The following is a 24,033-nucleotide window of genomic DNA, read 5'->3' as shown; positions in this document are numbered from 1 at the left end:
AAGGAGTGCGTGACATGGCCGTCACGACCGTCGACCCACCCGTGTTCCCCGCCCCGCCCCGGCTGACCTTCCGCGACAAGTGGCTCGCGAAGGACGGCTGGGCACGCCGCGGCCCACTGCTGCCCGCGCTCGTGTTCGTCATCGTCCTGACCCAGCTCCCGTTCGTCGCGACGCTGGTCATCTCGCTCATGCGCTGGAACTCGAACTACCCCGACGACATCGGGTTCACCGGGCTGAGCAACTTCAAGACCGTGTTCACCGACGCGGACCTGCGCTCCGCGGTGTTCGTCACGATCGAGATGACGGTCGTCGTGGTGCTCGTCTCGCTCGTCCTCGGCCTGGGTGTCGCCCTGCTGCTGAACAGGCAGTTCTTCGGCCGCGGCATCGTCCGGACGCTCATGATCGCGCCGTTCCTGATCGTGCCCGTGGCGGCCGCACTGTTCTGGAAGCACGGCATCTACAACCCCGTGTACGGGCTCCTCAACGGGCTGCTCACGCTCGTGCACGGCCCGCAGGTCGACTGGATCACGCAGTACCCACGGCTCGCCGTCGACGTCCAGCTCATCTGGCAGTGGACGCCGTTCATGATGCTCATCCTGCTCGCGGGGCTGCAGTCCCGGCCGCCCGAGGTCCTCGAGGCCGCGGCGGTCGACGGCGCGTCGCCGTGGAAGGTGTTCCGGTTCATCACGCTGCCGCACATGCGCCGGTACCTCGAGCTAGGGGCGCTGCTCGGCTCGATCTACATCGTCCAGAACTTCGACAGCGTCTACACGCTCACCGCGGGCGCGCTCGGCACCGCGAACCTGCCCTACCAGGTGTACGAGACCCTCTACTCCGCGAACGACTACGGCCTCGCGTCCGCGCAGGGCGTGATCGTCGTCGTCGGGTCGATCGTCATCGCGACGTTCGCCCTGCGCACGGTCTCGACGCTCTTCTCCGAGGAGGTATCCCGATGACCACGCTCACGGTGCCGTCGGCACCCGAGACGCGCCGCGCGCGCGACGCCGGGGCGGGCGACCGCTCGGCCACGAGACCCGGCTCGAAGGCGACCCGCCGCGGCAACACCGCCGCCGGGATCGTCGCGTGGGTCGTGGCGCTGCTGTTCTTCTTCCCCGTGCTGTGGATGGTGCTCACGAGCCTGCACTCCGAGCCGGACGCGGCAGGCAACCCCGAAGTTCTTCGCGCCGCTCACGCTCGACGGCTACCGGACGTTCTTCGGCTCGGCGTCGGGCGCGAGCCCGTGGCCGCCGCTGATCAACTCGGCCGAGGCCTCGGTCGTCTCGACGCTGCTGGTCCTGTGCCTCGCGATCCCCGCCGCCTACGCCCTCGCAGTCAAGCCGGTGCGGCGCTGGACCGACGTCATGTTCTTCTTCCTGTCGACCAAGATGCTCCCGGTCGTCGCGGGGCTCCTGCCGCTCTACATCATCGCCAAGCAGATCGGCGCGCTCGACTCCATGGGGTACCTCATCGTGCTGTACACGGCGATGAACCTGCCCATCGCGGTGTGGATGATGCGCTCGTTCCTCGCCGAGGTCCCGCCGGCGCTCTTCGAGGCCGCGTCCCTCGACGGTGCCGGCATCGTCCGGACGCTGCGGAGCGTGATCATCCCGATCGCGAGCCCGGGCATCGCCGCGACCGCGCTGATCTGCTTCATCTTCAGCTGGAACGAGCTGCTGCTCGCCAACACGCTGACGAGCACGGTCGCGCAGACGGCACCGGTGTTCCTCACGAGCTTCGTCACGTCGCAGGGCCTGTTCCTCGCGAAGGTGAGCGCGGCGGCCACGGCGATCTCGCTGCCCGTGCTGATCGCGGGGTTCGCGGCGCAGGACAAGCTCGTGCAGGGCCTCTCCTCGGGGCGGTGAAGTGATGACGACGCTCGCTCCCGACCTGCTGACCCGCCTCGACGTCCCCACGCCCGCCTACGACCGCACCGCCGTCAGCACCGGCATCGTCCACTTCGGCGTCGGCGGGTTCCACCGCGCCCACCAGGCGATGTACCTCGACCGGCTCATGGGCGAGGGCAAGGCCCTCGACTGGGGGATCTGCGGCGTCGGGGTCCTGCCGTCGGACGCGCGCATGGCCGGGGTCATGGCCGCCCAGGACGGGCTCTACACGCTCGTGCTCAAGCACCCCGACGGCACGTGGGAGCCCCGGGTGATCGGCTCGATCGTCGAGTACCTCTACGCGCCCGACGATCCTGAGGCCGTCGTCGAGAAGCTCGCCGACCCGGCGACACGGATCGTCTCCCTGACGGTGACCGAGGGCGGCTACAACTTCAACCAGGTGACCGGCGAGTTCGACGCGTCCAACCCGGACGTCGTGGCCGACCTCGCTCCCGGTGCCACGCCGCGCACCGTCTTCGGCCTGGTGGTCGAGGGCCTCGCCCGACGGCGGGCGCGCGGCGTCGCGCCCTTCACCGTCATGTCGTGCGACAACATCCAGGGCAACGGGCAGATGGCGCGCCGCACGTTCGGGGCGTTCGCGCGGCTGCGCGACCCCGGGCTCGCGGACTGGATCGATGCGAACGTCTCGTTCCCGAGCTGCATGGTCGACCGGATCACACCCGTGACCACCGACGACGACCGCCGGGAGATCGCGGAGCGGTTCGGCGTCGAGGACGCGTGGCCCGTCGTGTGCGAGCCGTTCACGCAGTGGGTCCTCGAGGACCGCTTCCCGCTCGGCCGCCCACCCTACGGGGACGTCGGCGTCCAGCTCGTCGACGACGTCGAGCCCTACGAGCTGATGAAGCTGCGGCTCCTCAACGCCAGCCACCAGGCCCTGTGCTACCTCGGCTACCTGGCCGGGTACCGCCTGGCGCACGACGCCGCGCAGGACCCCTGTTCGCGCGGTTCCTGCTCGCCTACATGGAGCGGGAGGGCACCCCGACGCTCGAGCCGGTTCCCGGGATCGACCTCGACGCCTACCGGCACGAGCTCGTCGCGCGCTTCTCGAACGCGGAGGTCCGCGACACGATCGCCCGGCTCTGCGCCGAGAGCTCGGACCGCATCCCCAAGTGGCTCGTCCCCGTGATCCGGGCGAACCTTGCGGCGAATCGCGACGTCACCCTGTCCGCGGCCGTCGTCGCCGCCTGGGCCCGCTACGCGGAGGGCGTCGACGAGCACGGCGAGCCCATCGAGGTCGTCGACCGGCTCGCCGACCGGCTGACGGCGGTCGCGCGCACCCAGCGCGACGACCCGCTCGCGTTCGTGCGGGCCGACGACCTCTTCGGCGACCTGGCCGCCGACCCGCGGTTCACGACGCCCTACCTCGAGGCGCTCGGAGACCTGCACACGGTCGGGGCGCGCGCCCTGCTCGAGCGGCTCGTGCCGGACGCGCAGAGCTGACCGCCACCGTGCACGACGACGCACGCCCGGGCTCCCCGCGCGGGGAGCCCGGGCGTGCGTCGTCGTCGCACAGGGGGCGGGCGGCTCAGGCGGTCGCGGCCCCGAGCCGCGCGAGGAACAGCGCCTCCCCGACGGCGATCCGCTCGATCTCGTGCGGGTCGACGCTCTCGTTGGGCGCGTGGATGAGGCAGGCGGGCTCCTCGACGCCCAGCAGGACGATCTCCGCGGCGGGGTACGCGTCCTGCAGCACGTTGCACAGCGGGATCGAGCCGCCCTGGCCCGCGGTCGTGGTGGCCTCGGCGTCGAAGGCGTCCGCGAGCGCCCGGCTCAGCGTGTCGAACACGGCCCCCTCGGTGCGCGCCTGGAACGGCTGCCCGGGCGTGTCGTGCTCGAGGGTCACGTGGACGCCCCACGGCGCGACGGCACGCAGGTGGTCCTCGAGGGCCGCGACCGCGTCGGCGGTGTCGAGGCCCGGGGGCACGCGCAGGTTGAGCCGCGCGGCGGCCCGCGGCTGGATCGCGGCCGACGACCCGACGACCTTGGGCGCGTCGATCCCCAGGATCGTCACGGCCGGGCGGGCCCAGAGCTGGTCGGCGACGCTGCCGCTGCCGAGCAGCCCGACGCCGTCGAGCACGCCCGCGTCGCGCCGGAACGCGTCGGGCTCGTACTGGACGCCGTCCCAGGTCTGCGTGGCGTCGAGGCCACGGATCGTCGTGTCGCCCTTCTCGTCCCGCAGGGTCGCGAGCATCGCGACGAGCGCCGCGAGCGCGTCGGGGGCGGCCCCGCCGAACATGCCCGAGTGGACCTCGCTGCGCATCGACTCGACCGTCACGACGACGTTCGACGCGCCGCGGAGCGCGACCGTGAGCGTCGGGACGCCGAGCTCGGCGTTCCCGGTGTCGCCGATGAGGATCGCGTCCGACTCGAGCTCGCCCGGGTGCGCGCGGACCCAGTCGTCGAGGCCGCCCGTGCCCTGCTCCTCCGAGCCCTCGATCACGATCCGCACCCCCACAGGGAACGACCCGTCGCCGAGCGCACGCAGGGCCCGCAGCGCCGTGAGGTGCGCCACGATGTTGCCCTTGCAGTCGGCCGCGCCCCGTCCGTACAGGCGGCCGCCGCGCTCGGTCAGCTCGAACGGCGGGCTCGTCCACGCGTCGTCGTCGAGCGACGGCTGGACGTCGTAGTGCGCGTAGAGGAGGACGGTGGGAGCGCCGTCCGGCCCGGGTACGTGGCCCACGACGACGTCCGACCCGTCGGGCGTCGGCTCGAGCCGCGCGTCCGCGACGCCCTCCGCACGGAACGCGTCCGCGACCCACTGCGCGGCGCGCACGCACTCGCTGTGCGGCTGGACGCGCTCGTCGGCCACCGACGGGATCGCCACGAGCGCCGCGAGATCGTCGAGCGCGCGCGGCATCAGGCCGGAGACGGCCCCGCGGAGGTCGTCGAACGTGGGGGCGGGGACGGGGGCGGGCATGGCGGATCACTCCTGGTCGTCGGTGGTGGTGGTCGTCGAGTCGCCGAGGTTGAGCGAGTCGACGTAGTCGTCGAAGCTGCCGAGCTCGTCGGGACAGTACACCTGCACGACCAGGCGTTCCGCGTCGACGAGGCGCTGCACGACGGGCGCGGGACGCAGGCCCGGACCGGCGGCGCCGCTGACCCCGTTGAGGTCCCGCAGCGACTGCAGGTGCCCGCCCGGGTCGGCGCAGACGGCGCCGCCGTCGGAGCCGAGGACCTGCTTGATCTTGCTCGTGTCGGGGACCGTCATGCCCGCGTCCTTGAGCTGCGTCTGCAGCGTCTGGGCGAGCTGGTCGGCCTTGCGGGCGTCCTGGTTGTCGCGGTGGTTGTCGAAGACGACGAGCATGACGATCAGCACTGCGGCCACGAGCAGGCCGACGGTCGTGTAGAAGACCCAGCCGCGGTGCGCCTGGAGCGGCTCGTGCGCGGGTCCGGGCGCGGGGCGCGCGCTCATGACTCCTCCCCGCGTCGGCGAGGGTGTCGTCGGGCGTCACGGCGTCGGACTGCCGCCAGGTCGGCTTGCGCAGCACGTAGAACAGCCACGGCACGACCAGGCCGACGAGCACGAGCCCGCCGCCGACGATCAGGACGTACAGCCCGACGCTCCCCGACGAGAACTGGGCGGGCGGCACGAACCCGATGAACAGCGCCGCGACGGACGCGAGGAACCCGACGGCGCACAGGAGCGTGAGCCACGGCGCCCGGAACCCGCGTGGATGGTCGGGCTTGATGCGCCTGAGCCGAACGGCGGCCACGAACAGCAGGAGGTACATGATGAGGTACACCTGCGTCGTGATCACCGAGAGGATCCAGTAGGCGCTCGAGACGTCCGGGATGAACGCGTAGAGCAGCGCGATGATCGTCGTGAAGACGCCCTGCGAGACGAGGATGTTCTGCTGCACGCCGTGCTTGTTGAGCCGCTGCAGGTAGGGCGGCAGGTACCCCTGCTCGCGCCCCACGTCGAGCAGGCCCTTGGACGGCCCGGCGAGCCAGGTGAGCATGCCGCCGACGGACGCCGCGATGAGCATCAGCCCGATGACGGGCGTGAGCCAGCTCACGTGGAAGTTCGCGAAGAACGCGTCGAACGCCTGCATGACGCCCGCCGTGAGGCTGAGCTGGTCGGCGGGGATGACCCAGGAGATCGCGAGCGCCGGGAGGATGAAGATCACGAGCACGAGGCCGATCGCGAGGAACATCGCGCGGGGGAACTCGCGCCCGGGCCGGCGCAGGCTCGTGACGTGCACGGCGTTCATCTCCATGCCCGCGTACGACAGGAAGTTGTTGACGATGAGCACGAGCGACGCGATACCGGTCCACTGAGGCAGCAGGTGGCTCGAGTCCATGGGCGCCGCCGACTCGTGGCCCTGGCCGAGGAACACGATGCCGAGGACGACGAGGATCGCGGCCGGGACAAGCGTCCCGATGATCAGCCCGAAGCTCGACAGCCCGGCGACCGTCTTGGTCCCCTGCGACGAGATGTAGACACCGGCCCAGTAGACGACGACGATCACGATCGCGATGTAGAGCCCGTTGTTCGCGAGCGACGGGTCGATCACGTAGGCGAACGTGCTCGCGACGTACCCGAGCAGGCTCGGGTAGTAGAAGATCGTCATCGCGAACTGGCACCAGACGGCGAGGAAGCCGAGCGGCTTCGACAACCCGTCGGCCACCCACCGGTACACGCCCCCGGACCAGCCCGACGCGAGCTCGGCCGAGACGAGCGACGTCGGCAGCAGGAACAGGATCGCCGGCACGACGTAGAGGAACACCGCGGCGAGCCCGTAGACGGCCATCGTCGGCGCGGCCCGCAGGCTCGCGACGGACGACGTGATCATGAACGCGAGCGTGACCCACGTGATGTACGTGCGCGCCGACCGCGGCACCGCCGTGGCCCGGCTTCTCGAGGCGGGAGCGGCGGCGGACCCCGCTCCCCCGGCGACGGCGTCGGACATCAGAACCTCCTGCGAGAGCCCCCGGTTCCGGACCGGCGCCGCGCGCCCGTCCCAGGCCGACGCTAGCGCCGTCGCCGCAGGTCGGCGCGCCGAGCCGGCGTCCCCGTTAGGGTCGGGTGGGTGAAGATCCTCGTCCCCGACACCATCCCCCTCGACCTTCGCGTGGCTCCCGACGACGTCGTCGTGCCGTACGCGGTGCGCGCCGCCTTCCCGGACGGCTCAGACGACGCGGACGTGCTCGTGGCGTGGGGCAACGGCCGGCGCAACCTCGCCGACGCCGCGGCCCGCCTCACCCGCCTGCGTCTCGTCCAGGGGCTCATGGCCGGTCCGGACACGCTCGTCGCGGCGGGGTTCGCGCCCGGAGTGGCGCTGGCGTCGGGGCGCGGCCTGCACGACGGCCCGGTCACCGAGCACACGCTCGCGCTCGTCCTCGCGGCCGCCCGCCGGCTCGACCTGGCCCGGGACGCCCAGCGCGCGGGTCGCTGGGCGGGCGAGCTGGGCGGCGTGCAGTCGGACCGGACGGACACGGTCTTCCGCACGCTCGACGGCGCGCACGTCGTGGTCTGGGGCTTCGGGTCGATCGCGCACCGCCTCGCGCCGCTGCTCGCGGCCCTGGGCGCCCGGGTGACGGGAGTCGCCTCCTCCGCGGGCGAGCGCGCCGGCTTCCCGGTGGTCACCGACGCCGAGCTCCCCGACCTCCTCCCGACGGCGGACGTCCTCGTCTCCTTGCTCCCGGCCCTCCCGACGACGCAGGGGGCGCTCACCGCCGATCTGCTCCGGCGGCTGCCCGCGCACGCGTGGTTCGTCAACGTCGGTCGGGGCGCGACGGTCGACGAGGAGGCGCTCCAGGCCGCGCTGCGCGACGGGACCGTCGCGGGCGCGGCGCTCGACGTCTTCGCCACCGAACCGCTGCCCGAGGACTCACCCTGGTGGGACGTGCCGAACCTCATCCTCACGCCGCACGCCGCGGGCGGGCGTCCTCAGCACGCGGAGGAGCTGATCGAGGCCAACCTCGAGGCTCTGCGGGCCGGTGTGCCGCTGCGCAACCTCGTGACGCGCTGAGCCCTACCAGCGTCCGTTGCGCGGGCGCGGCTGGCAGCGAGGGCACGTGAACGACGACCGGTTCATGAAGGCGTCGCGTCGCACGGGCGTCCCGCAGCGCGGGCACGGGCGCCCCTCCTGCCCGTACACGGCGAGCGAGCGCGAGTAGTACCCCGACGCGCCGTTGACGTTGACGTAGAGCGCGTCGAAGCTCGTGCCGCCCTGCGCGAGGGACTCGCGCATGACCTGCTCGGCGGCCTCCAGGAGCCGCGTGGCCTCGGCGCGACGCAGGGTGTCCGTGGGGCGTGCGAAGTGCAGCCGCGCGCGCCACAGCGCCTCGTCCGCGTAGATGTTCCCAACGCCCGAGACGAGGGTCTGGTCGAGCAGCGCCCGCTTCACCCCCGTCCGACGACGGCGCAGCGCATCCACGAGCGCGGTCTCGTCGAGCGCGGGGTCGAGGAGGTCGCGGGCGATATGCGCGGCCGGCTCCGGGACGAGGGGCCGGTGGGTGCCGAGCCCTCCGGCCGCGCCGTCGGGGGTCGCCACGAGCGGCGCCACCACGAGGCGTCCGAACGTGCGCATGTCCACGAAGTCGAGCGCGGCCTCGGTGCCGTCGGACTGTTCGAGCGCGAGCCGGACGCGCAGGTGGCGGTGCCGGTCGGAGAGGTCTCCGGACCGGACCAGGAGCTGGCCGCTCATGCCGAGGTGCGCGACGAGCGCGCGGGCGGGGACGGCGCTGTCCTCGCCCGCGGCGACGTTCGCGAGCTCGAGCCAGAGAAACTTGCCGCGGCGGGCGGCCGCGTCCAGACGGGCGCCCGTGAGGGCCGCGACGAACGCCTCGGGCCCACCGTCCTGGTGGCGCACCGAGTAGTCGCGGAGCACCTCGACGGAGGCGACCCGCGCGCCCAGGACGTGCCGTGCGAGCCCGTCACGGACGGTCTCGACCTCGGGGAGCTCGGGCAACGCTCAGCCCTGGTCGGCGGGCGCGACGTCCGAGGGGCCGGTCGCCGCGGCCACGCCGTCGACCCGGCCCTTGAGCACGGCGTAAGCGCGCTCGGCGGCCTCCTGCTCGGCATGCTTCTTGGCCGTGCCGGTCCCGGTGCCCAGGACCTCGCCGTCGAGCGCCACGTGCGACGTGAAGACCCGCGCGTGCGCGGGGCCCTCCGCCTCCCAGCGGTACTCGGGCGCGCCCAGGCCGAGCTCGCCCGCGAGCTCCTGGAGCGACGTCTTCCAATCGAGGCCGGCACCCAGGTCGGCAGCCACCTCGAGGGTCGCGTCGACGAGACGGTGCACGAACGCGCGGGCCGCGTCGACCCCGCCGCTCAGGTAGACGGCACCGATGATCGCCTCGACCGTGTCGGAAAGGATCGAGTCCTTGTCGAAGCCACCGGTCCGCAGCTCGCCCTTGCCGAGCAGGATGTAGCGACCGAGGTCGAGCTCACGGGCGATCGCGGCGAGCGAGCGCTGCGACACGGTCGCCGCGCGCATCTTCGCGAGCTCGCCCTCCGGGAGGTCGGCGTGGTCGCGGTACAGGGCGTCCGTGACGACGAAGCCGAGCACGGAGTCACCGAGGAACTCGAGGCGCTCGTTGGTGGGGATGCCGCCGGCCTCGTGCGCGAACGAACGGTGCGTCAGCGCGAGCACGAGAAGCTCGGGGTCCACACGGACCCCGAGCTTCTCGAGGAGCTCATCGGCTCCGCCGGCGCCGGCCGCCTTCTCAGGACGCTCGCGCTGGGCGGACACGGGTCGCTCAGGCGTGCTCGGTGCGCAGCGCCGCCGCGTACTGGCGACCCTTGTAGGTGCCGCACGTCGGGCAGGCGGTGTGCGACAGCTTCTGGCCCTTGCACTGCGGGCACGTCGTGAGGTTCGCGGCGGTGGTCTTCCACTGCGAACGGCGCGCACGGGTGTTGCTGCGCGACATCTTGCGCTTCGGAACAGCCACGGCTAGCTCTCTTTCGTCTCGTCCGGCACGACGTCCGTGCCGAGCATGCTCTTCAGTGCCGACCACCGGGGGTCGACCACGTCATGGTGGTGGCCAGGATCGTCCGCCAGGCGAGCTCCGCACTCGGAGCACAGGCCAGGGCAGTCCGGCTGGCACAACGGTTGGAATGGTAGTGCAGTGACCACCGCATCCCGAAGCGCGGGCTCGATGTCGATCAGGTCGCCCTCGAGCTCGTGCACGTCCTCCTCGTCGTCACCGGACTCCTCCGCGGCACGGGCGCGCTCCGGGTAGACGTACAGCTCCTGGAACGTGGCGTCGACGTCGTCGACCGTCTCCTCCAGGCAGCGCACGCACTCCCCGACCGCCCGGCCCCGGACCTCTCCGGTGACCAGGACCCCTCCATGACGGCCTCGAGGCGCACGTGCAGCTCGAGGTCGTCGCCGGCGGGGATGCCGGTCACGACGGTGCCGAGACCTTCCGGAGCGGCCACGGTGCGGTCGACCTCACGCTGGGACCCGGGGCGTCGGCTGAGCTCGTGGGTGTCGAGCACGAACGGCGACCGCGGGTCGAGGGTGATGTGACGCTCCATGGTTTCTCCGGCCTCGAACGTGAACCATGGACGCGAGTCCGGACCGAAGGGCACGGGCCCGCGCGACAGCGCACGGCGAGAAGATGATCTCGGTCCGCGGAGGCCCCCGACGACCGGGGACCACATGACCAGCAGGACCAACCGTCAACTATACGGCATCGGGTCCCGCGCACCCAAGCCGGCACGGCCGGCCCACCGCCCGCGCCCGCGCGTCGTGCGCCCTCAGTCCGCGCGCTCGGCCGACCGCTCGAGCGCACGCTCGACGAGCCGCTCGCGACCCGCGCGGACCTGCGCCCCCGCCTGCTCCAGGACGTCCTCGAGCATGGCGAGCCGGCGGTCGCAGTAGTCGTCGGCGTCCTGGCGGATGCGTGCCGCGTCGGCCTCGGCCGACGCCAGCATCTGCGACGCGCGCGCCTGCGCCTGGGCGACGACCTGCTCGCGCTGCACGAGCTCGATCGCCCGGGCGCGCGCCGTGGACAGGACGTCCTCGGCCTGGGCCTGGGCCTCGCCGAGCACGCGGTCGGCGTCCTCGAGCACGCGGTCCGCCTCGTCGAGCTGGTGCGGGACCGCCTCGCGCAGTTCGTCGACGAGCGCCACGAGCTGGTCGCGCGGCACCTTGAGGGTGCCGCCGCCCAAGGGCCCGTCCGGGCCCCCGCCACGAGCTCCGTGAGGTCAGCGACGATGGCCGTCAGGGTCGCGACCGGGTCCGCGCCCTGCGCGGGCGGGGCGACGGCGGCCCCGTCACGCCGGTCGTGCCCGTCTGGCCCGCGTCCTCCGCTCGATCCGGTGCTGCTCACGGCTCCTCCTCCATGCTGGGCATTGCTCACCTCAGGCCGTGCGCGCGAGCGCCGCGCGCACGACGTCACCGACGCCGGGCGGCACCAGGTCGTCGACGTCTCCCCCGTGCCGTGCCACGTCCTTCACGAGCGACGAGGCGACGTGCGCGAGCCCGGGGTCCCCGATCACGAAGACCGTCTCGACGGCGGCCAGGTGCCGGTTCATGAGGGCCATGGGCACCTCGGCGTCGAAGTCCGCGCCGCCCCGCAGCCCCTTGACCACGGCGTGCGCCCCGATCTCGCGGCAGAACTCCACGAGGAGCCCGGGGACGCGGGCGACCCGGACGCCGTCGAGCCCCGCGTGCTCGACCGCGGCGCGGGCCAGCTCGAGCCGCTCGTCGACGGTCAGGAGCGCCGACTTGCCGGCGTTCCGCGCGACCCCGACGACGACTTCGTCGAACATCGAGCGCGCACGGCGCACGACGTCCAGGTGCCCGAGCGTCATCGGGTCGAACGAGCCGGGGCAGACGGCGATGGTCACGGCGTCACGCTAGTGCACGGGACCGGTCACGGTGCGGTGCCACTCCGCGGCGGGCACGGGCGACGTACCGTCGGAACATGGTTGCCGCCGCGCCCCGCCCGCTCACCACGCGGGCCGAGATCCTCGCCCTCCACCGGGACGTGCTCTCGCCGTCGTTCCCGCCTGCCGAGCTCACGGGCGCCGAGGAGCTCTGGCGCGACGTCGAGCACGGGTCGCTCGAGGCGTTCGGGACGGTCGAGGAGTCGGACGGCGAGGCGCGGTTGGTCTCGGGCGTCGTCGGGGCATGGTTCCCGACCGAGCGGGTCCTCCTGGTGCTCTATCTCGCGATCGCGCCCGGGCACCGGGGCGGCGGCGTCGGCGGGGCCCTGCTCTCCGCCGCGCTCGACGCGTGGACGTCGGCCCACGACCCGCTCGCGATCGTCGCCGAGGTCGAGCACCCCGACCACCACGCGACGAGCGAGGCCCATGGCGATCCGACCGCCCGCGTCCGCTTCTACGCCCGGCACGGCGGCAAGGCGCTCGCGCTGCCCTACTTCCAGCCCGGCGTGGGGCCCGGTGCCGCGCGCGTACCCGCCCTCATGCTGGTCGTGCTCCGCGCCGACGAGCGCAGCGCGCTGCCGGGCCTGCCCGTGCACGCCTTCCTCACGAACTGGCTGGTGGCGTGCGAGGGCTCGCTCGCGGACGACGCGGCGACCCGGCGGCTCCTCGACGCGGCCGCCGGGGCGGAGGTGCCGCTCGTCGGGCTCGACGCGCTCGATCAGCTCCCCGTGGGGACGCTCTCCGCCGGCGAGGCCTCGGCCCCGCCGGCGCCCGGCGCCGCGGGCTCGAGGTAGAACACCGCCGTCTCGCCGTAGTCCTTGCGCGCGACGAGCTCGAGGCCGTCCGGCCACGCAGGCTCCGCGTCCCGTGCGCGCCGCTCGACGACGACCGTGCCGTCCGGCGCGAGCGCACCCGGCAGGGTGAGGTGCGCGAGGACCTGGACCAGCTCGGAGGCCGTGACGTCGTAGGGCGGGTCGAGGAACACCAGGTCCCACGGCCGGCTCGGGACCTCTCGCACGAACCGCTCGGCGGGCTGCTGCGCGACGCGCACCCGCGTCAGGCCGAGCGCCCGCACGTTGCGTCGGCAGACCTCGACGGCGGCCCGCGCCGCGTCCACGAGGGTCGCGTCGGACGCGCCCCGGCTCATCGCCTCGAGAGCGAGCGCCCCCGACCCCGCGTAGAGGTCGAGCACGCGCGCGCCGTCGACCGCGCCCTCGTGCTCGAGCCGGGAGAACACGGCCTCCCGCACTCGGTCGCTCGTCGGCCGCGTGCCGCGCACGGGCACCTCGAGCACGCGTCCGCCGGCCGTCCCCGCCACGATCCTCGTCACGGCCCGAGCCTATCGAGCGCGGACTCGCTCACGCCCGCTCGAGGAACTCCTCACGTTCCGGGTCGAGCCGTTCCGCGATCGCCGCCGCGAGCGCGGGGTACGTCAGGAGGTCCGGGTCCTGTCCGACGACGGCCGTCGCCTCGGTGCGCGCGTCCGCGATGAGCTCCGCGTCCGTGAGCACCCGCAGGAGCCGCAGCGACGACGCACGGCCCGACTGCGCGGCTCCGAGCACGTCGCCCTCGCGGCGCAGCTCGAGGTCGCGGCGCGCGAGCTCGAAGCCGTCGGACGTCGAGGCGAGGGCGTCGAGCCGCTCGCGCGCCGGCGTGCCGGGCTCCGCGTCGGACACGAGCAGGCACAGGCCGGGCGCGCTCCCGCGTCCCACCCGCCCCCGGAGCTGGTGGAGCTGCGAGATCCCGAACCGGTCGGCGTCGAGCACGACCATGACCGTCGCCTCCGCCACGTCGACGCCCACCTCGACGACCGTCGTGGACACCAGCACGGGCGTGCGGCCGGACGCGAAGTCCGCCATCGCCCGCTCCTTGTCCGCCGGCGGGAGCTGGCCGTGCAGCACGCCGACCGGGACGCCCGCGAGCGCCGGTGTGCCCCTCAGCTCCTCGACCACCTCCAGGACGGCGCGCAGCGGTGCCCGTTCGCCGCCGTCCTCGGGCTCGACGAGGAACTCCAGCACGTCGTCCGTCTCGACGAGCGCAGAGGCCGCGTCCGCCCGGCCGCCCGCGGGCGCGTCGTCGGGATGGATCCGCGGCGCCACGACGTAGGCCCGGTGGCTCGCGTCGACCTCCTCGCGCACGCGCTGCCACGTCCGGGCCACCCATGTCGGGTTGGAGGCAGGCACGACGTGCGTCACGACGCCCGAGCGGCCCGCCGGCACCTCGGTGAGCGTCGACGTCTCGAGGTCGCCGAACACGGTCATGGCGACGGTCCGTGGGATGGGGGTCGCCGTCATGACGAGGACGTGCGCCTGCCGGTCGCCCTTGGCGCGCAGGGCGTCGCGCTGCTCGACGCCGAACCGGTGCTGCTCGTCGACGACGACGAGCCCGAGGTCGGCGAACTGGACGTGCTCGCCGAGGAGCGCGTGCGTCCCGACGACGATCCCGGCGGACCCGCTCGCCGCGTCGAGCAGCGCCTGCTTGCGGGCTGCCGCGCCGAGCGATCCCGTGAGCAGGGCGACCCGGGTCCCGTGCTCGGCACCGCCCAGCAGGCCGCCCTCGGCGAGCGGTCCGAGGAGCGACCGGAGCGACCGGGCGTGCTGGGCCGCCAGGACCTCCGTGGGCGCCAGGAGCGCGGCCTGGCCGCCCGCGTCGACGACCTGGAGCATGGCGCGCAGCGCGACGACGGTCTTGCCCGAGCCGACCTCGCCCTGGAGCAGGCGCTGCATCGGCCGGTCGGCGGCGAGGTCGTGGGCGAGCTGCTCGCCCACCGCACGCTGACCTGCGGTGAGGTCGAACGGGAGCGCCGCGTCGAAGTCGGCGAGCAGGCTGGGCGTGCCGGGAGCCCGGAGCGGGCGGGCCGTCGCGGGCTCCCGGGCCACCGCCGCCCGCCGCTGCGCGAGCGCCGTCTGCAGGACGAAGGCCTCCTCGAACCGCAGCCGGCGCCGCCCCCGCCGCCAGTCCTCGTCCGCGGCGGGCAGGTGGACGTCCCGCAGCGCCTCGAGCCGCGTGGACAGGTGCCGACGCTCGCGCAGCGTGAGCGGCAGCGGGTCGGGCACGTCGTCCTCGCGCAGCGGGCCCAGGACCGTCTGGACGGCCTTGTGGATCTGCCACGAGGGCACCGAGGCGCCGGCCGGGTAGATCGGGATGGGGCGGCTCGCGTCCTCGAGCGCGGCCTCCGCCTCGTCGACCCCGGTGTCCGCGCCGAAGACCTGGTACTGGGGGTGCGTGAGCTGCCGGCGCCCTCGGTAGACGCTGACGGTGCCGGTGAACAGCCCCGTGCGGCCGGCGGCGAGCTGGTGCTCGTGGTGCCGCAGCCCGCCCTGCCCCTTCGCGAAGAAGGTCAGGTCGAGCTCGCCGGCGCCGTCGGTCACGACGGCGTGGAGCATCGCGCCCGCACGCGAGCGCATGCGTGTCACGGTCGCCGAGCGGACCCGCGCGAGCACCGTGACGTGCTCGCCGATCTGCAACGAGCGCAGGTCGGTGAGCCGCCCGGGCTCGTCGTAGCGGCGCGGCACGTGGTCGACGAGGTCGCCGACCGTCTCGAGCCCGAGCTTGGCGAGCGCGTTCGCGGTCCGGGTGCCGAGCGCCTTGCGGAGCGGCTGCCCGAGCGGCCCCTCCGCCCAGGGCTGCCCGTCGTCGACCGTCATGCCGCGCCCGCCGCGCCGCCCGCGTCCGAGGGAGCCGGGGCCTCGCTCGGAGGCGGCTCGACCCCGACGTGCACCACGGCGTCGTCGCGCCCCGACGCCAGGACGAGGACCTCGGCACCGGGGTCCCGTGCCTCGACGTGCTCGACCACGCGGGCGATCAGGTCCTGGTCGGCGTTCTCCCCGGCGACGAGCACGACCGCCCCCGAGGGCCCCGGCGCACCGGCACCGGCCGTCGCCAGCAGCGCCTCGACGACACCCACCGCGCTGCCCCACGCGGTGGGCAGGACGGCGCCCCGGACGCGGTCCACGACGTCGCGCGTCCGGACGGCGGCCGCGACGAGCGCGTCGACGTCCACGACGGCCCCCGCGCCGTCGGCGTCGGCCGCGGGCGGCGGGACGGTGGCCAGCGCGGCGAGCGCCGACACCGTGTGGGCGTCGGTCGGCGTCCACACGTGGACGACGACCGGCGCGTGCTCACCCGAGACGGGCTCCTCGTCGTCGGGCACGGGGGTCCCGGGCGGCGCGACGAGCAGGACGACGTGGGCGCGCGTCTCCTCGAACGCGCGACGGAGGGCCGACGGGCCGGGCGGCGTCCGGCGCCGGCCGTGCGCGAGCACGACGGCGCCGGCACGGGCGAGCTCGGTGACCAGGCCGGGCGCGGACGTCACCGCGACGACGCCGAGCCCGCCCTCGCGGACCTGGGTGAGGTCCTGGACCTGGACGTCGCGCAGCCGCCCTCCCGCGTCGCTCGCGACCTGCGCCGCGGCATCGAGCGCACGGCCCGGGTCGGCGGTGTGGACGTGGCCCCGCCAGGTCCCGTCCCCGCCGACCACGGCGACCGACGTCCCCGTGCCGGACAGCACCGCCCGCATCGCGTCCGCGACGTCGGGTGCCGCGGACGCCGGGTCACCGGCCGCGGGCTCGTCCGGGGTCGGCACGTCGAGCGTGAACATCACCTCGAGCTCGTCCGACGGCGGCGGGGATGGGGGCACGGTCACGGCGTCCAGCCTGCCGTCCGCCACCGACACACCCGGCGCGACCTCCGCCACGACGCGCACGAGCGCGGGGTCCGTCCCACCGCACGCGGCGGCCAGCGCGCCCAGGACGAGGCGCAGCCCCTGCGCGCCGGCGTCGAGCCGCCCCTGCCCGCGAGGGCCGAGGTCGCCGGGGCTGCGCAGGACGGCCTCCGTGGCGCCGTCGCAGGCCGCGACGAGGACGGCGAGCAGCGCTCCGTCCGCGGCCCGTCGTGCCGCGAGCGCGGCCTCGTCCGCTGCGGTGAGCGCGGTGCCGTCCGCCGGGTCGGCGACGGCCGTGCGGGCGGCGCGGGCCGCCTCGGCGAGGGCCGTGACCGGCCCCGAGCCCCACGCGGCCACGAGCGCCCCGACCCACGCCGCGACGATGACGCCCGAGTTGCCGCGGGCGCCGAACAGGCACCCGCGCGCGAACGCGGCGGCCGTCGCGGCCCCGTCCGTGCCGGGCGCGGTCGCGCCGACCGCCGCCGCTCCCTCGCGGACGGTCAGCACGAGGTTGGTCCCGGTGTCGGCGTCGGGCACGGGGAACACGTTCGCCCGGTCGAGCGGTCCGGCCGCGTCCTCGAGCGCGCGCACGGCCAGGCGAGCCCACGCACGGACGGTGGGCGCGGCGATGCCGTCGGTCACGGGACGAGGCCTCCTCGGTACGCTGTTCTCGTGCGCGTCCCGGCAGGGACGACCCGGCAGGGTTTGGGGCGCACGCCGATCGTCGGCTACCATATCGAGGTTGCCTGGCGACGTCGGGCAACGGCCGCACGTGTGGACGACCCCTCCGGGTCCGGTACACCCAGGGTGCGGACATTCGACCACTCATCGCCTGGCCGTGGCTCGGGCGTGCACGACGATCAGGAGCAAACCGTGGCTGCCAACTGCGACGTCTGCGGCAAGGGCCCGGGCTTCGGGCACAGCATCTCGCACTCGCACGTGCGTACCAAGCGCCGCTGGAACCCGAACATCCAGCGCGTCCGCGCCATCGTGGGGGCACCCCCAAGCGCGTGAACGTGTGCACCTCGTGCCTCAAGGCCGGCAAGGTGACCCGCCCGGCCTGAGCCGGCGCACCGCTCGACCTCACGACGCCCGTCGGTCCTCCTGGACCGGCGGGCGTCGGTCGTTTTCTCGGGGTCGTCTCCGGGTGGATCCGGGGTCGACCCGCACCGGCCCGGATGGCACCCTGGAGGGAGTCACCGCTCACGCCGACAAACGAGGGGGCCTTCGTGGACCTGGGTGCCATCGAGCCTGACACCGTCACCATCCGACGCGCGACGGTGGACGACGCCGACGCGATCGCGACCGTCCACATCGCCTCCTGGCGCGGCGCCTACGCGGGCATCGTGCCCGACGCCTATCTCGCCTCGCTCGACGTCGAGCGACGGGCCGAGCTCTGGCGCAAGTCCCTGAGCGAGTCCGTGGCCCACACCTGGATCGCGTCGTCCCAGGGCCGCACGCTCGGCTTCGCGACGCTCGGCCCTGCCCGCGACGAGGACGCCGAGCCGGGCGACCTCGAGCTCTACGCGATCTACCTCGACCCCGAGGCGTGGGGCCGCGGCGTCGCGCGCGACCTCATGCGCACGGTCCTCGGCGAGGTGAGGCCCGGCACCCCGGTCTCGCTGTGGGTGATCGCCGACAACGACCGCGCCCGCCACTTCTACCGGCGCCACGGCTTCCAGACGGACGGCGTCGAGCGCCGCGAGGACATCGGCGGCGCCGACATCACCGAGGTGCGCTTCCGCCGGGGCTGACCCATCCCGAGCCGGCGACCCGGCGGCCCGACGACGGCGCGTCAGGAGCCTGCGGCGAAGTGGTCCCAGCCGGTCGGGACGTCGGGCTCCGCGCCCGCCACGAGCACGCCCGGCGCCTCGCCCGTGCGCGCGGCGCGGACCGCCCCGACGGTGCGGTAGCCGGGCGGGAGCACCGCCCCGGCGGGGAACGTCGCCAGGAGCCCGTGGTCCTCTCCCCGCCCAGCACCCAGGCGCGCACGACGGCGTCCGGGTCACCGTCCGGCGCCACGGCACGGGCCGCGGTCGTCAGCGACGCGTCCGCGTCGAGCAGCTCGGGGTCCAGGTCGACGACGACGCCGCTCGCACGGGCGAGGCGGCCGGCGTCGCGGAGCAGCCCGTCGGAGACGTCGAGCATGGCCGTCGCACCGGCGCGGGCCGCGGCGGGTCCGGCGTCGAGCGGGGGCTCCGGGACGAGGTGCCGGGCTGCGAGCAGCGCGGGCCCCGGATCGCCCGCGGCCGCGTCGGGCACCGCCCCCGCCTCCAGGAGCGCGAACCCGGCGGCACCCCAGCCGAGGACCCCCGTGTGCGCGACGACGTCCCCGGGACGCGCGCCCGACCGGAGGACGGCCTCGCGTCCCTCGAGGTCGCCGTGCACGGTCACCGCGACCACGATCGCGTCACCCCCGGACAGGTCGCCCCCGACGACCGCCGCCCCGACGGGCGAGCACGCCTCCGCGAGCCCGCGCGCGAGGCCGGTCACCCAGGCGACCGGGACGTCCCCCGGCACGACGAGCGACACGACGAGGGCCGTGGGCCGCGCACCCATCGCGGCCACGTCGGCCAGGTTCTGTGCCGCGGCCCGGCGGCCGACGTCGTACCCGGTGGACCGGGCCCGCCGGAAGTGCCGGTCCTCCACGAGGACGTCCGTGGAGACGACGAAGCGGCCGTCCGGCGCCGCGACGACCGCCGCGTCGTCGCCCGGGCCGACCAGGGTCGCGGCGCCCGCGGGCAGGAGAGGGAAGATCGCGGCGAGGAGCTGCTCCTCGGACACGTCCCGGACGAGGGGGCCGCCGAGACCGGGCGCAGGGGACGCAGGCACGGGAGCAACCCTAACGGCGCCCGCTCCCAGGTCCGCTCGCTACGGTGTCGCCGTGCCCCGCTCGTCGCCGCCCTCGCTCCGCGCGCCCCGCCGACGCCGCACCGCCGGCCTGCTCCTCGGCGCCGCCGTCGTGGGTGCCGGCGTCTCGGCCTGCTCGCCCGTCATCACCGTGCCCGTCGCGACGCACGCCACCGACCCCGCGTGCGCGGACGTGATCCTCGACCTGCCCGACCAGGTCGCGGGACAGGACCAGCGAACCACCTCGAGCCAGGCGACGTCGGCCTGGGGCAGCGCGGGGGCGCGATCACGCTGCGCTGCGGCGTCGCGCAGCCCGGTCCGTCCGACCAGTGCCAGTCCATCGCGAACCCGGACGGCACGAGCGTCGACTGGATCACGGCCGAGACCTCGACGGGCTGGACGTTCGTGACCTACGGGCGCGACCCCGCGATCGAGGTCCGGGTGCCCCGGGCGCTCGGCGAGGGCCAGCCCACCGTCGCGCTGGTCGACGTCGCGCCCGCCGTGCTCGACGTCAGGGCCACCACGACCTGCACCGGCTGAGTCAGTTCAGCGCAGCCCTGTCGGTCGCTCGAGGGCGAGCTGCACGAGTTCGTCGACGAGCGCGGGGTAGTCGAGCCCGGACGCCGCCCACATGCGCGGGTACATCGACAGCGGTGTAAAGCCCGGCATGGTGTTGATCTCGTTCACCACGACGTCGCCACCCGTGGTGACGAACACGTCGACACGCGACAGGCCCTCGGCGCCGATGGCCTCGAAGGTGCGTACGGCGAGGTCGCGCACGCGCTGCGTGACGTCGTCGGGCAGGTCGGCGGGGCAGCTCAGCTCGACGCTCGACTCGTCGAGGTACTTGGCCTCGAAGTCGTAGAACGCGTGGGCGTCGCCGGTCACCGCGATCTCGCCCGGGAGCGACGCGCGGGGCGCTCCCCGTCGCGGCTGCCCAGCACCGCGCACTCGATCTCCCGCCCGTCGACGCCGGACTCGACGAGCACCTTCGGGTCGTGCCGCTGCGCCTCCGTGAGCGCCGCGGCCAGGTCGTCGAGGTCGTCGACGCGCGAGATGCCGAGGCTCGACCCGGCCCGCGCGGGCTTGACGAACAGCGGCAGGCCGAGCGGCTCGACGCGCGCACGCACCCCTTCCGGGTCGCGCTCCCACTCCCCCGGCTGCACGACCGTGTACGGGGCGACGGGGATGCCCTGGCCCGCGAGCACGAGCTTCATGTAGTGCTTGTCCATGCCGACCGCGGACGCGAGCACGCCGGCCCCCACGTAGTGCAGGTCCGCGAGCTCGAACAGGCCCTGCAGGGTGCCGTCCTCGCCGAACGGCCCGTGCAGCAGCGGGAACACGACGTCGACCTCGCCGAGCTCGCGGGGCGGCTCGAGCGCGTCGAGGACCCGCAGCCGGCGGTCGCCCACGGACAGCGGCACGACGACCTCGCCGTCGCTCGCGACCACCTCGGGAAGCTGCCCGGCCGTGATCTCCCAGCGTTCCGGCTCGTCGGCCGCGACGACCCAGCGGCCGTCGCGCGTGATCCCGACGGGGACGACGTCGTACCGGTCGCGGTCGATCGCGCGCAGCACACCGGCCGCGGTCGCGCAGGAGATGGCGTGCTCGCCGGAGCGCCCTCCGAAGAGGACCATGACCCGGGGCTTGCGCGAGGAGGCGGGAGTAGCGGGCTGCGTGGAGGCCATAGGCGCTGTAGACATCGCGGTCGAGACTACCCGAGCGCGACGGCACCCTAGGCTTGTCGGGTGACCTCCCCGACCTGCCCGTCCACGGCTCGCGCCCGCTCGACCCGTCCACCGTCGCCGTCACCGCCGGCCGGCCACCGCGGACCCCCGGTGCCCCGCTCAACCCCCGGTGGTGCTGAGCTCGACCTACGTCTCGCAGGGCGAGCCGCCGGCCGGCGACCTGCTCTACGCCCGCATGGGCACCGAGACGTGGTCACCCTTCGAGGAGGCGCTCGCCGCGCTCGAGGGCGCCACCCTCCCGGCGCTCGTCTTCGGGTCGGGCCTCGCCGCGATCGCGGCCGTGTTCGCCCAGGTGCCCGACGACGGCGCGATCGTCGTCCCGCAGCACGCGTACCAGGCCGCCCTGGGCCTCGCGGACGAGCTGGAGCGCCGGCACGGGGTCCGGATCGTGCGGGTCGACGTCGAGGACACGGACGCGGTCGTCGCCGCGCTCGACGACGCCACAGGCGACGGGCGGGGGCTGCTGTGGCTCGAGTCCCCGACCAACCCGATGCTCGAGGTCGCGGACGTCCCCGCGCTGATCGCGGCGGCGCGCGACCGCGGCTGGCTCACCGCCGTCGACAACACCTTCGCGACCCCGCTCGGGCAGAACCCGCTGGCGTGGGGGCGGACGTCGTCGTGCACTCGGTGACGAAGTACCTGGCCGGACACTCGGACGTCGTGCTCGGCGCGGCCGTGACCGACGACCCCGACCTCCGGGCGGCGCTGCACGGCTACCGCGCGCAGCACGGCGCGATCGCGGGCCCGAGCGAGGTCTGGCTCGCGCTGCGCGGGCTGCGCACGCTCGCGCTGCGCGTCGAGCGGTCGCAGGCGACCGCCGCCCTGCTCGCAGGACGTCTGGCCGAGCACCCCGCGGTCGCGCAGGTGCGGCACCCGTCCCTGCCGGGCGACCCGGGTCACGAGCGCGCGAGCCGCCTCATGCGCGGCTACGGCTCGATCGTCGGCCTGCGGCCGGTCGGTGGGTGCGAGGGCGCGGACGCCCTGGTCGCGGCGGTCCGGCTCTGGGTGCCGGCCACGAGCCTCGGCGGCGTGGAGTCGAGCCTCGAACGGCGACGCCGGTTCGCGACCGAGTCTCCGACCGTGCCCGAGGACCTGCTGCGGCTGTCCGTCGGGATCGAGGACCCCGAGGACCTATGGGCCGACCTCGACCAAGCGCTGCGCACCCTGCTCTGAGCCCGCCGTGCGGGCCGTCAGCTCAGCGACTCGGCCTTCTGCGGCCGTCCGAGCAGCGCCCTCGTCACGTCGTCGACGGACCTGCCGTCGTGGATCATGGCGACCGCAGCCCCGGTGATCGGCATCTCGACGTCGTGGCGCCCTGCCAGCTCGAGGATCGACACGCACGACTTCACGCCCTCGGCGGTCCCGCCGGTCGCCCGGACGGCCTCGTCGAGCGACATCCCGCCGCCCACGTACTTGCCGAGCGTGTGGTTGCGGGACAGCGGCGAGGCGCACGTCGCGACGAGGTCGCCCATGCCCGCGAGCCCCGCGAACGTCTCGACCTGGGCGCCGAGCGCGAGCCCGAGGCGCGTGATCTCGACGAGGCCGCGGGTGATGACGGTCGCCATGGTGTTGTAGCCGTAGCCGCGCCCCTGCGCGATGCCGACGACCAGCGCGATGACGTTCTTCGCGGCCCCGCACAGCTCGACGCCGACGACGTCGGTGTTGGTGTAGGGGCGGAAGTAGGGAGTCGTGCAGGCAGCCGCGACGAGCCGCGCGTTGGCCTCGTCGGGGCACGACACGACGGTCCCCGTGGGCTGCTGGGCGGCGATCTCCTTCGCGAGGTTGGGGCCCGAGACCACGGCGACGCGCTCCGCCGGGACGTCGAGCACCTCCGACAGGACCTCGCTCATGCGCCGGTCGGTGCCGAGCTCGACGCCCTTCATGAGCGAGACGACGACGGCGTCCGGCTCGAGCAGCGCCGCGAACGGCGCGAGACCCGTGCGTGCGTGCTGCGACGGGACGGCGACGGCGACGATGCGCGCGCCCCGCACCGCCTCCGCGGCGTCGGTCGTCGCGGTCACGCCGGCCGGCAGCTCGACGCCCGCCAGGTAGGCCTCGTTGCGGTGGTTCTCCCGCACGTCGGAGGCCACGTCCTCACGCCGCGCCCACAGGGTCACGTCGCAGCCCGCGTCCGCCATGACGGCGGCGAACGTGGTGCCCCACGCGCCGCTGCCGAGCACTGCCACCCGGACGCGCTCCTCCGGCCTGTCGGTGGCCGGGCTCGTCGTGGGGGCGGGTTCCGTCATCGTGCGTCCTCCGGGAGGGGCGGGTAGGTCGTCTGCTTCGTGTCGTACTCGGGGTGCCGCCGCAGGTCGAACCGCACCGCCGGCGCCTGCTCTCCCCGGATCTCCTCGAGGAGACGCGTGACGGCGTCGAGCACGCGGTCCGTCGCCTCCCGCAGGACGACGGTGTCGACGGACCGGTCGTACAGGTCCGACAGGTCGACGGGCGGGCCGGCGTGCAGGTGGACAAGCTTGCGCGGGAAGGGGCGGAAGCGCTTGGAGTAGCGCGGGAGGATCTCCTGGGCGCCCCACTGGGCGATCGGGACCACCGGCACGCGGCTCGCGAGCGCGAGCCGCGCCATCCCGGTCTTGCCCGCCATGGGCCACAGGTCCGGGTCACGCGTGAGCGTCCCCTCGGGGAAGATCGCCACGCAGTCGCCCGCCTGCAGCCGCTCGGTCGCGACCCGCAGCGACGCCCCGGCATCCACCGAGCCGCGTGCCACCGGGATCATCCGCGTGGACCGCAGGGCCCACCCGACGACGGGCACCTTCCAGAGCGACGCCTTCGCGAGGATCCGCGGTTCGTAGCCGGCGTCGAACAGGTAGTGCGCGAACGTCAGCGCGTCCAGGTCGGTCGCGTGGTTGGCCGCGGCGATGAACCCGCTGTCCGTCGGGAAGTGCTCCATCCCCTGCCAGTCGCGGCGGGTGATGGCGAACATGAAGCTCCGGACGAGGCGTGCGACGGCACGGAACGCGAAGGAGTCAGGGCGAGCGACAGGCACGGTGCACCAGCCTACCGGGCCCGGGGTCG

General features: G+C 74.4%; 18 protein-coding genes and 7 pseudogenes. 9 read left to right on the top strand and 16 right to left on the bottom strand.

What is annotated here, in order from left to right:
* Window positions 1-14 precede the first annotated feature (14 nt).
* From QQK45_RS15170 to QQK45_RS15160, 3 genes and pseudogenes are all read left to right on the top strand, one after another.
* A complete protein-coding gene (locus tag QQK45_RS15170; RefSeq protein WP_284294008.1) occupies window positions 15-956 on the top strand; it encodes a carbohydrate ABC transporter permease in 942 nt (313 codons plus the stop codon).
* Window positions 957-1,340: 384 nt separating this feature from the next.
* The gene (locus QQK45_RS15165) at window positions 1,341-1,862 is read left to right on the top strand and encodes a carbohydrate ABC transporter permease (protein ID WP_284294006.1); all 522 of its coding nucleotides are present in this window, start codon (window positions 1,341-1,343) and stop codon (window positions 1,860-1,862) included.
* A 4-nt stretch (window positions 1,863-1,866) separates the two neighbouring features.
* Window positions 1,867-3,344, top strand: a pseudogene (locus tag QQK45_RS15160) (mannitol dehydrogenase family protein).
* Between the two features lie 85 nt (window positions 3,345-3,429).
* Here the strand turns inward: QQK45_RS15160 and QQK45_RS15155 are convergent.
* The 3 genes and pseudogenes from QQK45_RS15155 to gadC all read right to left on the bottom strand — a co-directional run.
* Complete coding sequence (locus QQK45_RS15155) at window positions 3,430-4,818, bottom strand: dipeptidase (RefSeq protein WP_284294005.1); 1,389 nt, start codon at window positions 4,816-4,818, stop codon at window positions 3,430-3,432.
* Between the two features lie 6 nt (window positions 4,819-4,824).
* Window positions 4,825-5,313, bottom strand: a complete 489-nt coding sequence (locus QQK45_RS15150) for a hypothetical protein (protein WP_284294004.1) — start codon at window positions 5,311-5,313, stop codon at window positions 4,825-4,827.
* Window positions 5,314-5,410: 97 nt separating this feature from the next.
* A pseudogene (gadC, locus tag QQK45_RS15145) lies at window positions 5,411-6,694 on the bottom strand (glutamate/gamma-aminobutyrate antiporter GadC); the annotation flags it as partial.
* Window positions 6,695-6,931: 237 nt separating this feature from the next.
* Between gadC and QQK45_RS15140 the strand changes: the two are divergent.
* A complete protein-coding gene (locus QQK45_RS15140) occupies window positions 6,932-7,873 on the top strand; it encodes an NAD(P)-dependent oxidoreductase (protein WP_284294003.1) in 942 nt (313 codons plus the stop codon).
* 3 nt (window positions 7,874-7,876) lie between these two features.
* On the opposite strand, the gene mutM is transcribed toward QQK45_RS15140, so the two are convergent.
* From mutM to coaD, 6 genes and pseudogenes are all read right to left on the bottom strand, one after another.
* Complete coding sequence (mutM, locus tag QQK45_RS15135) at window positions 7,877-8,815, bottom strand: bifunctional DNA-formamidopyrimidine glycosylase/DNA-(apurinic or apyrimidinic site) lyase (protein ID WP_284294002.1); 939 nt, start codon at window positions 8,813-8,815, stop codon at window positions 7,877-7,879.
* A gap of 3 nt (window positions 8,816-8,818) precedes the next feature.
* Window positions 8,819-9,595 (bottom strand): ribonuclease III, encoded by a 777-nt coding sequence (gene rnc, locus QQK45_RS15130; RefSeq protein WP_284294001.1) that lies wholly within the window; start codon window positions 9,593-9,595, stop codon window positions 8,819-8,821.
* Window positions 9,596-9,602: 7 nt separating this feature from the next.
* On the bottom strand, window positions 9,603-9,794 hold the full coding sequence (rpmF, locus tag QQK45_RS15125; protein WP_284294000.1) for a 50S ribosomal protein L32: 192 nt from the start codon (window positions 9,792-9,794) through the stop codon (window positions 9,603-9,605).
* A gap of 2 nt (window positions 9,795-9,796) precedes the next feature.
* Window positions 9,797-10,383 (bottom strand): annotated as a pseudogene (locus QQK45_RS15120) (YceD family protein).
* A 222-nt stretch (window positions 10,384-10,605) separates the two neighbouring features.
* A complete protein-coding gene (locus tag QQK45_RS15115; RefSeq protein ID WP_284293999.1) occupies window positions 10,606-11,019 on the bottom strand; it encodes an ATP synthase subunit B family protein in 414 nt (137 codons plus the stop codon).
* Between the two features lie 192 nt (window positions 11,020-11,211).
* Complete coding sequence (gene coaD / locus QQK45_RS15110; protein ID WP_284293998.1) at window positions 11,212-11,700, bottom strand: pantetheine-phosphate adenylyltransferase; 489 nt, start codon at window positions 11,698-11,700, stop codon at window positions 11,212-11,214.
* A gap of 77 nt (window positions 11,701-11,777) precedes the next feature.
* Here coaD and QQK45_RS15105 point away from each other — a divergent pair, with 77 nt between their 5' ends.
* A complete protein-coding gene (locus tag QQK45_RS15105; protein WP_284293997.1) occupies window positions 11,778-12,533 on the top strand; it encodes a GNAT family N-acetyltransferase in 756 nt (251 codons plus the stop codon).
* On the opposite strand, the gene rsmD is transcribed toward QQK45_RS15105, so the two are convergent.
* The 3 genes from rsmD to QQK45_RS15090 are packed head-to-tail and all read right to left on the bottom strand — an operon-like array spanning window position 12,458 to window position 17,044.
* A complete protein-coding gene (rsmD, locus tag QQK45_RS15100; RefSeq protein ID WP_284293996.1) occupies window positions 12,458-13,069 on the bottom strand; it encodes a 16S rRNA (guanine(966)-N(2))-methyltransferase RsmD in 612 nt (203 codons plus the stop codon). The genes QQK45_RS15105 and rsmD overlap by 76 nt on opposite strands.
* Window positions 13,070-13,097: 28 nt before the next feature.
* Window positions 13,098-15,386, bottom strand: a complete 2,289-nt coding sequence (locus tag QQK45_RS15095; protein ID WP_284293995.1) for an ATP-dependent DNA helicase RecG — start codon at window positions 15,384-15,386, stop codon at window positions 13,098-13,100.
* Window positions 15,383-17,044, bottom strand: coding sequence for a DAK2 domain-containing protein (locus tag QQK45_RS15090; protein WP_284293994.1), 1,662 nt, complete (start codon window positions 17,042-17,044; stop codon window positions 15,383-15,385). The genes QQK45_RS15095 and QQK45_RS15090 overlap by 4 nt, the downstream gene beginning before the upstream one ends.
* A 231-nt stretch (window positions 17,045-17,275) precedes the next feature.
* On the opposite strand from QQK45_RS15090, the pseudogene rpmB reads away from it, so the two are divergent.
* Window positions 17,276-17,466, top strand: a pseudogene (gene rpmB, locus QQK45_RS15085) (50S ribosomal protein L28).
* A gap of 165 nt (window positions 17,467-17,631) precedes the next feature.
* Window positions 17,632-18,156 (top strand): GNAT family N-acetyltransferase, encoded by a 525-nt coding sequence (locus tag QQK45_RS15080; RefSeq protein ID WP_284293993.1) that lies wholly within the window; start codon window positions 17,632-17,634, stop codon window positions 18,154-18,156.
* A 41-nt stretch (window positions 18,157-18,197) separates the two neighbouring features.
* Here QQK45_RS15080 and QQK45_RS15075 read toward each other — a convergent pair.
* Window positions 18,198-19,234, bottom strand: a pseudogene (locus QQK45_RS15075) (thiamine-phosphate kinase).
* A 201-nt stretch (window positions 19,235-19,435) separates the two neighbouring features.
* On the opposite strand from QQK45_RS15075, the gene QQK45_RS15070 reads away from it, so the two are divergent.
* Window positions 19,436-19,792 carry a DUF3515 family protein gene (locus QQK45_RS15070; RefSeq protein ID WP_284293992.1) on the top strand — a complete coding sequence of 119 codons (357 nt, stop codon included), beginning with the start codon at window positions 19,436-19,438 and terminating at the stop codon, window positions 19,790-19,792.
* Between the two features lie 6 nt (window positions 19,793-19,798).
* Here QQK45_RS15070 and QQK45_RS15065 read toward each other — a convergent pair.
* A pseudogene (locus QQK45_RS15065) lies at window positions 19,799-20,940 on the bottom strand (D-alanine--D-alanine ligase family protein).
* A 74-nt stretch (window positions 20,941-21,014) separates the two neighbouring features.
* Between QQK45_RS15065 and QQK45_RS15060 the strand changes: the two are divergent.
* Window positions 21,015-22,173: pseudogene (locus QQK45_RS15060) on the top strand (trans-sulfuration enzyme family protein).
* A 17-nt stretch (window positions 22,174-22,190) separates the two neighbouring features.
* Here the strand turns inward: QQK45_RS15060 and QQK45_RS15055 are convergent.
* Both QQK45_RS15055 and QQK45_RS15050 read right to left on the bottom strand, forming a co-directional pair.
* Entirely contained in the window at window positions 22,191-23,246 is a 1,056-nt protein-coding gene (locus QQK45_RS15055; RefSeq protein WP_284293991.1) for an NAD(P)H-dependent glycerol-3-phosphate dehydrogenase, read from the bottom strand.
* Entirely contained in the window at window positions 23,243-24,004 is a 762-nt protein-coding gene (locus tag QQK45_RS15050; RefSeq protein WP_284293990.1) for a lysophospholipid acyltransferase family protein, read from the bottom strand. The genes QQK45_RS15055 and QQK45_RS15050 overlap by 4 nt, the downstream gene beginning before the upstream one ends.
* Window positions 24,005-24,033 lie beyond the last annotated feature (29 nt).

Origin of the sequence: Luteimicrobium album (assembly GCF_030161555.1) — a bacterium.
Lineage (GTDB): Bacteria > Actinomycetota > Actinomycetes > Actinomycetales > Cellulomonadaceae > Luteimicrobium > Luteimicrobium album.
The sequence above is the reverse complement of the archived record's forward strand: the minus strand, read 5'-3'. Positions and strand labels throughout refer to the sequence as shown.

Excerpts from the sequence above, each read along its gene's own strand:
- QQK45_RS15170 (WP_284294008.1), top strand. The coding sequence starts at position 15 with ATGGCCGTCACGACCGTCGACCCACCCGTGTTCCCCGCCCCGCCCCGG.
- QQK45_RS15155 (WP_284294005.1), bottom strand. The coding sequence starts at position 4,818 with ATGCCCGCCCCCGTCCCCGCCCCCACGTTCGACGACCTCCGCGGGGCC.
- QQK45_RS15150 (WP_284294004.1), bottom strand. The coding sequence starts at position 5,313 with ATGAGCGCGCGCCCCGCGCCCGGACCCGCGCACGAGCCGCTCCAGGCG.
- QQK45_RS15105 (WP_284293997.1), top strand. The coding sequence starts at position 11,778 with ATGGTTGCCGCCGCGCCCCGCCCGCTCACCACGCGGGCCGAGATCCTC.
- QQK45_RS15095 (WP_284293995.1), bottom strand. The coding sequence starts at position 15,386 with ATGACGGTCGACGACGGGCAGCCCTGGGCGGAGGGGCCGCTCGGGCAG.
- QQK45_RS15055 (WP_284293991.1), bottom strand. The coding sequence starts at position 23,246 with ATGACGGAACCCGCCCCCACGACGAGCCCGGCCACCGACAGGCCGGAG.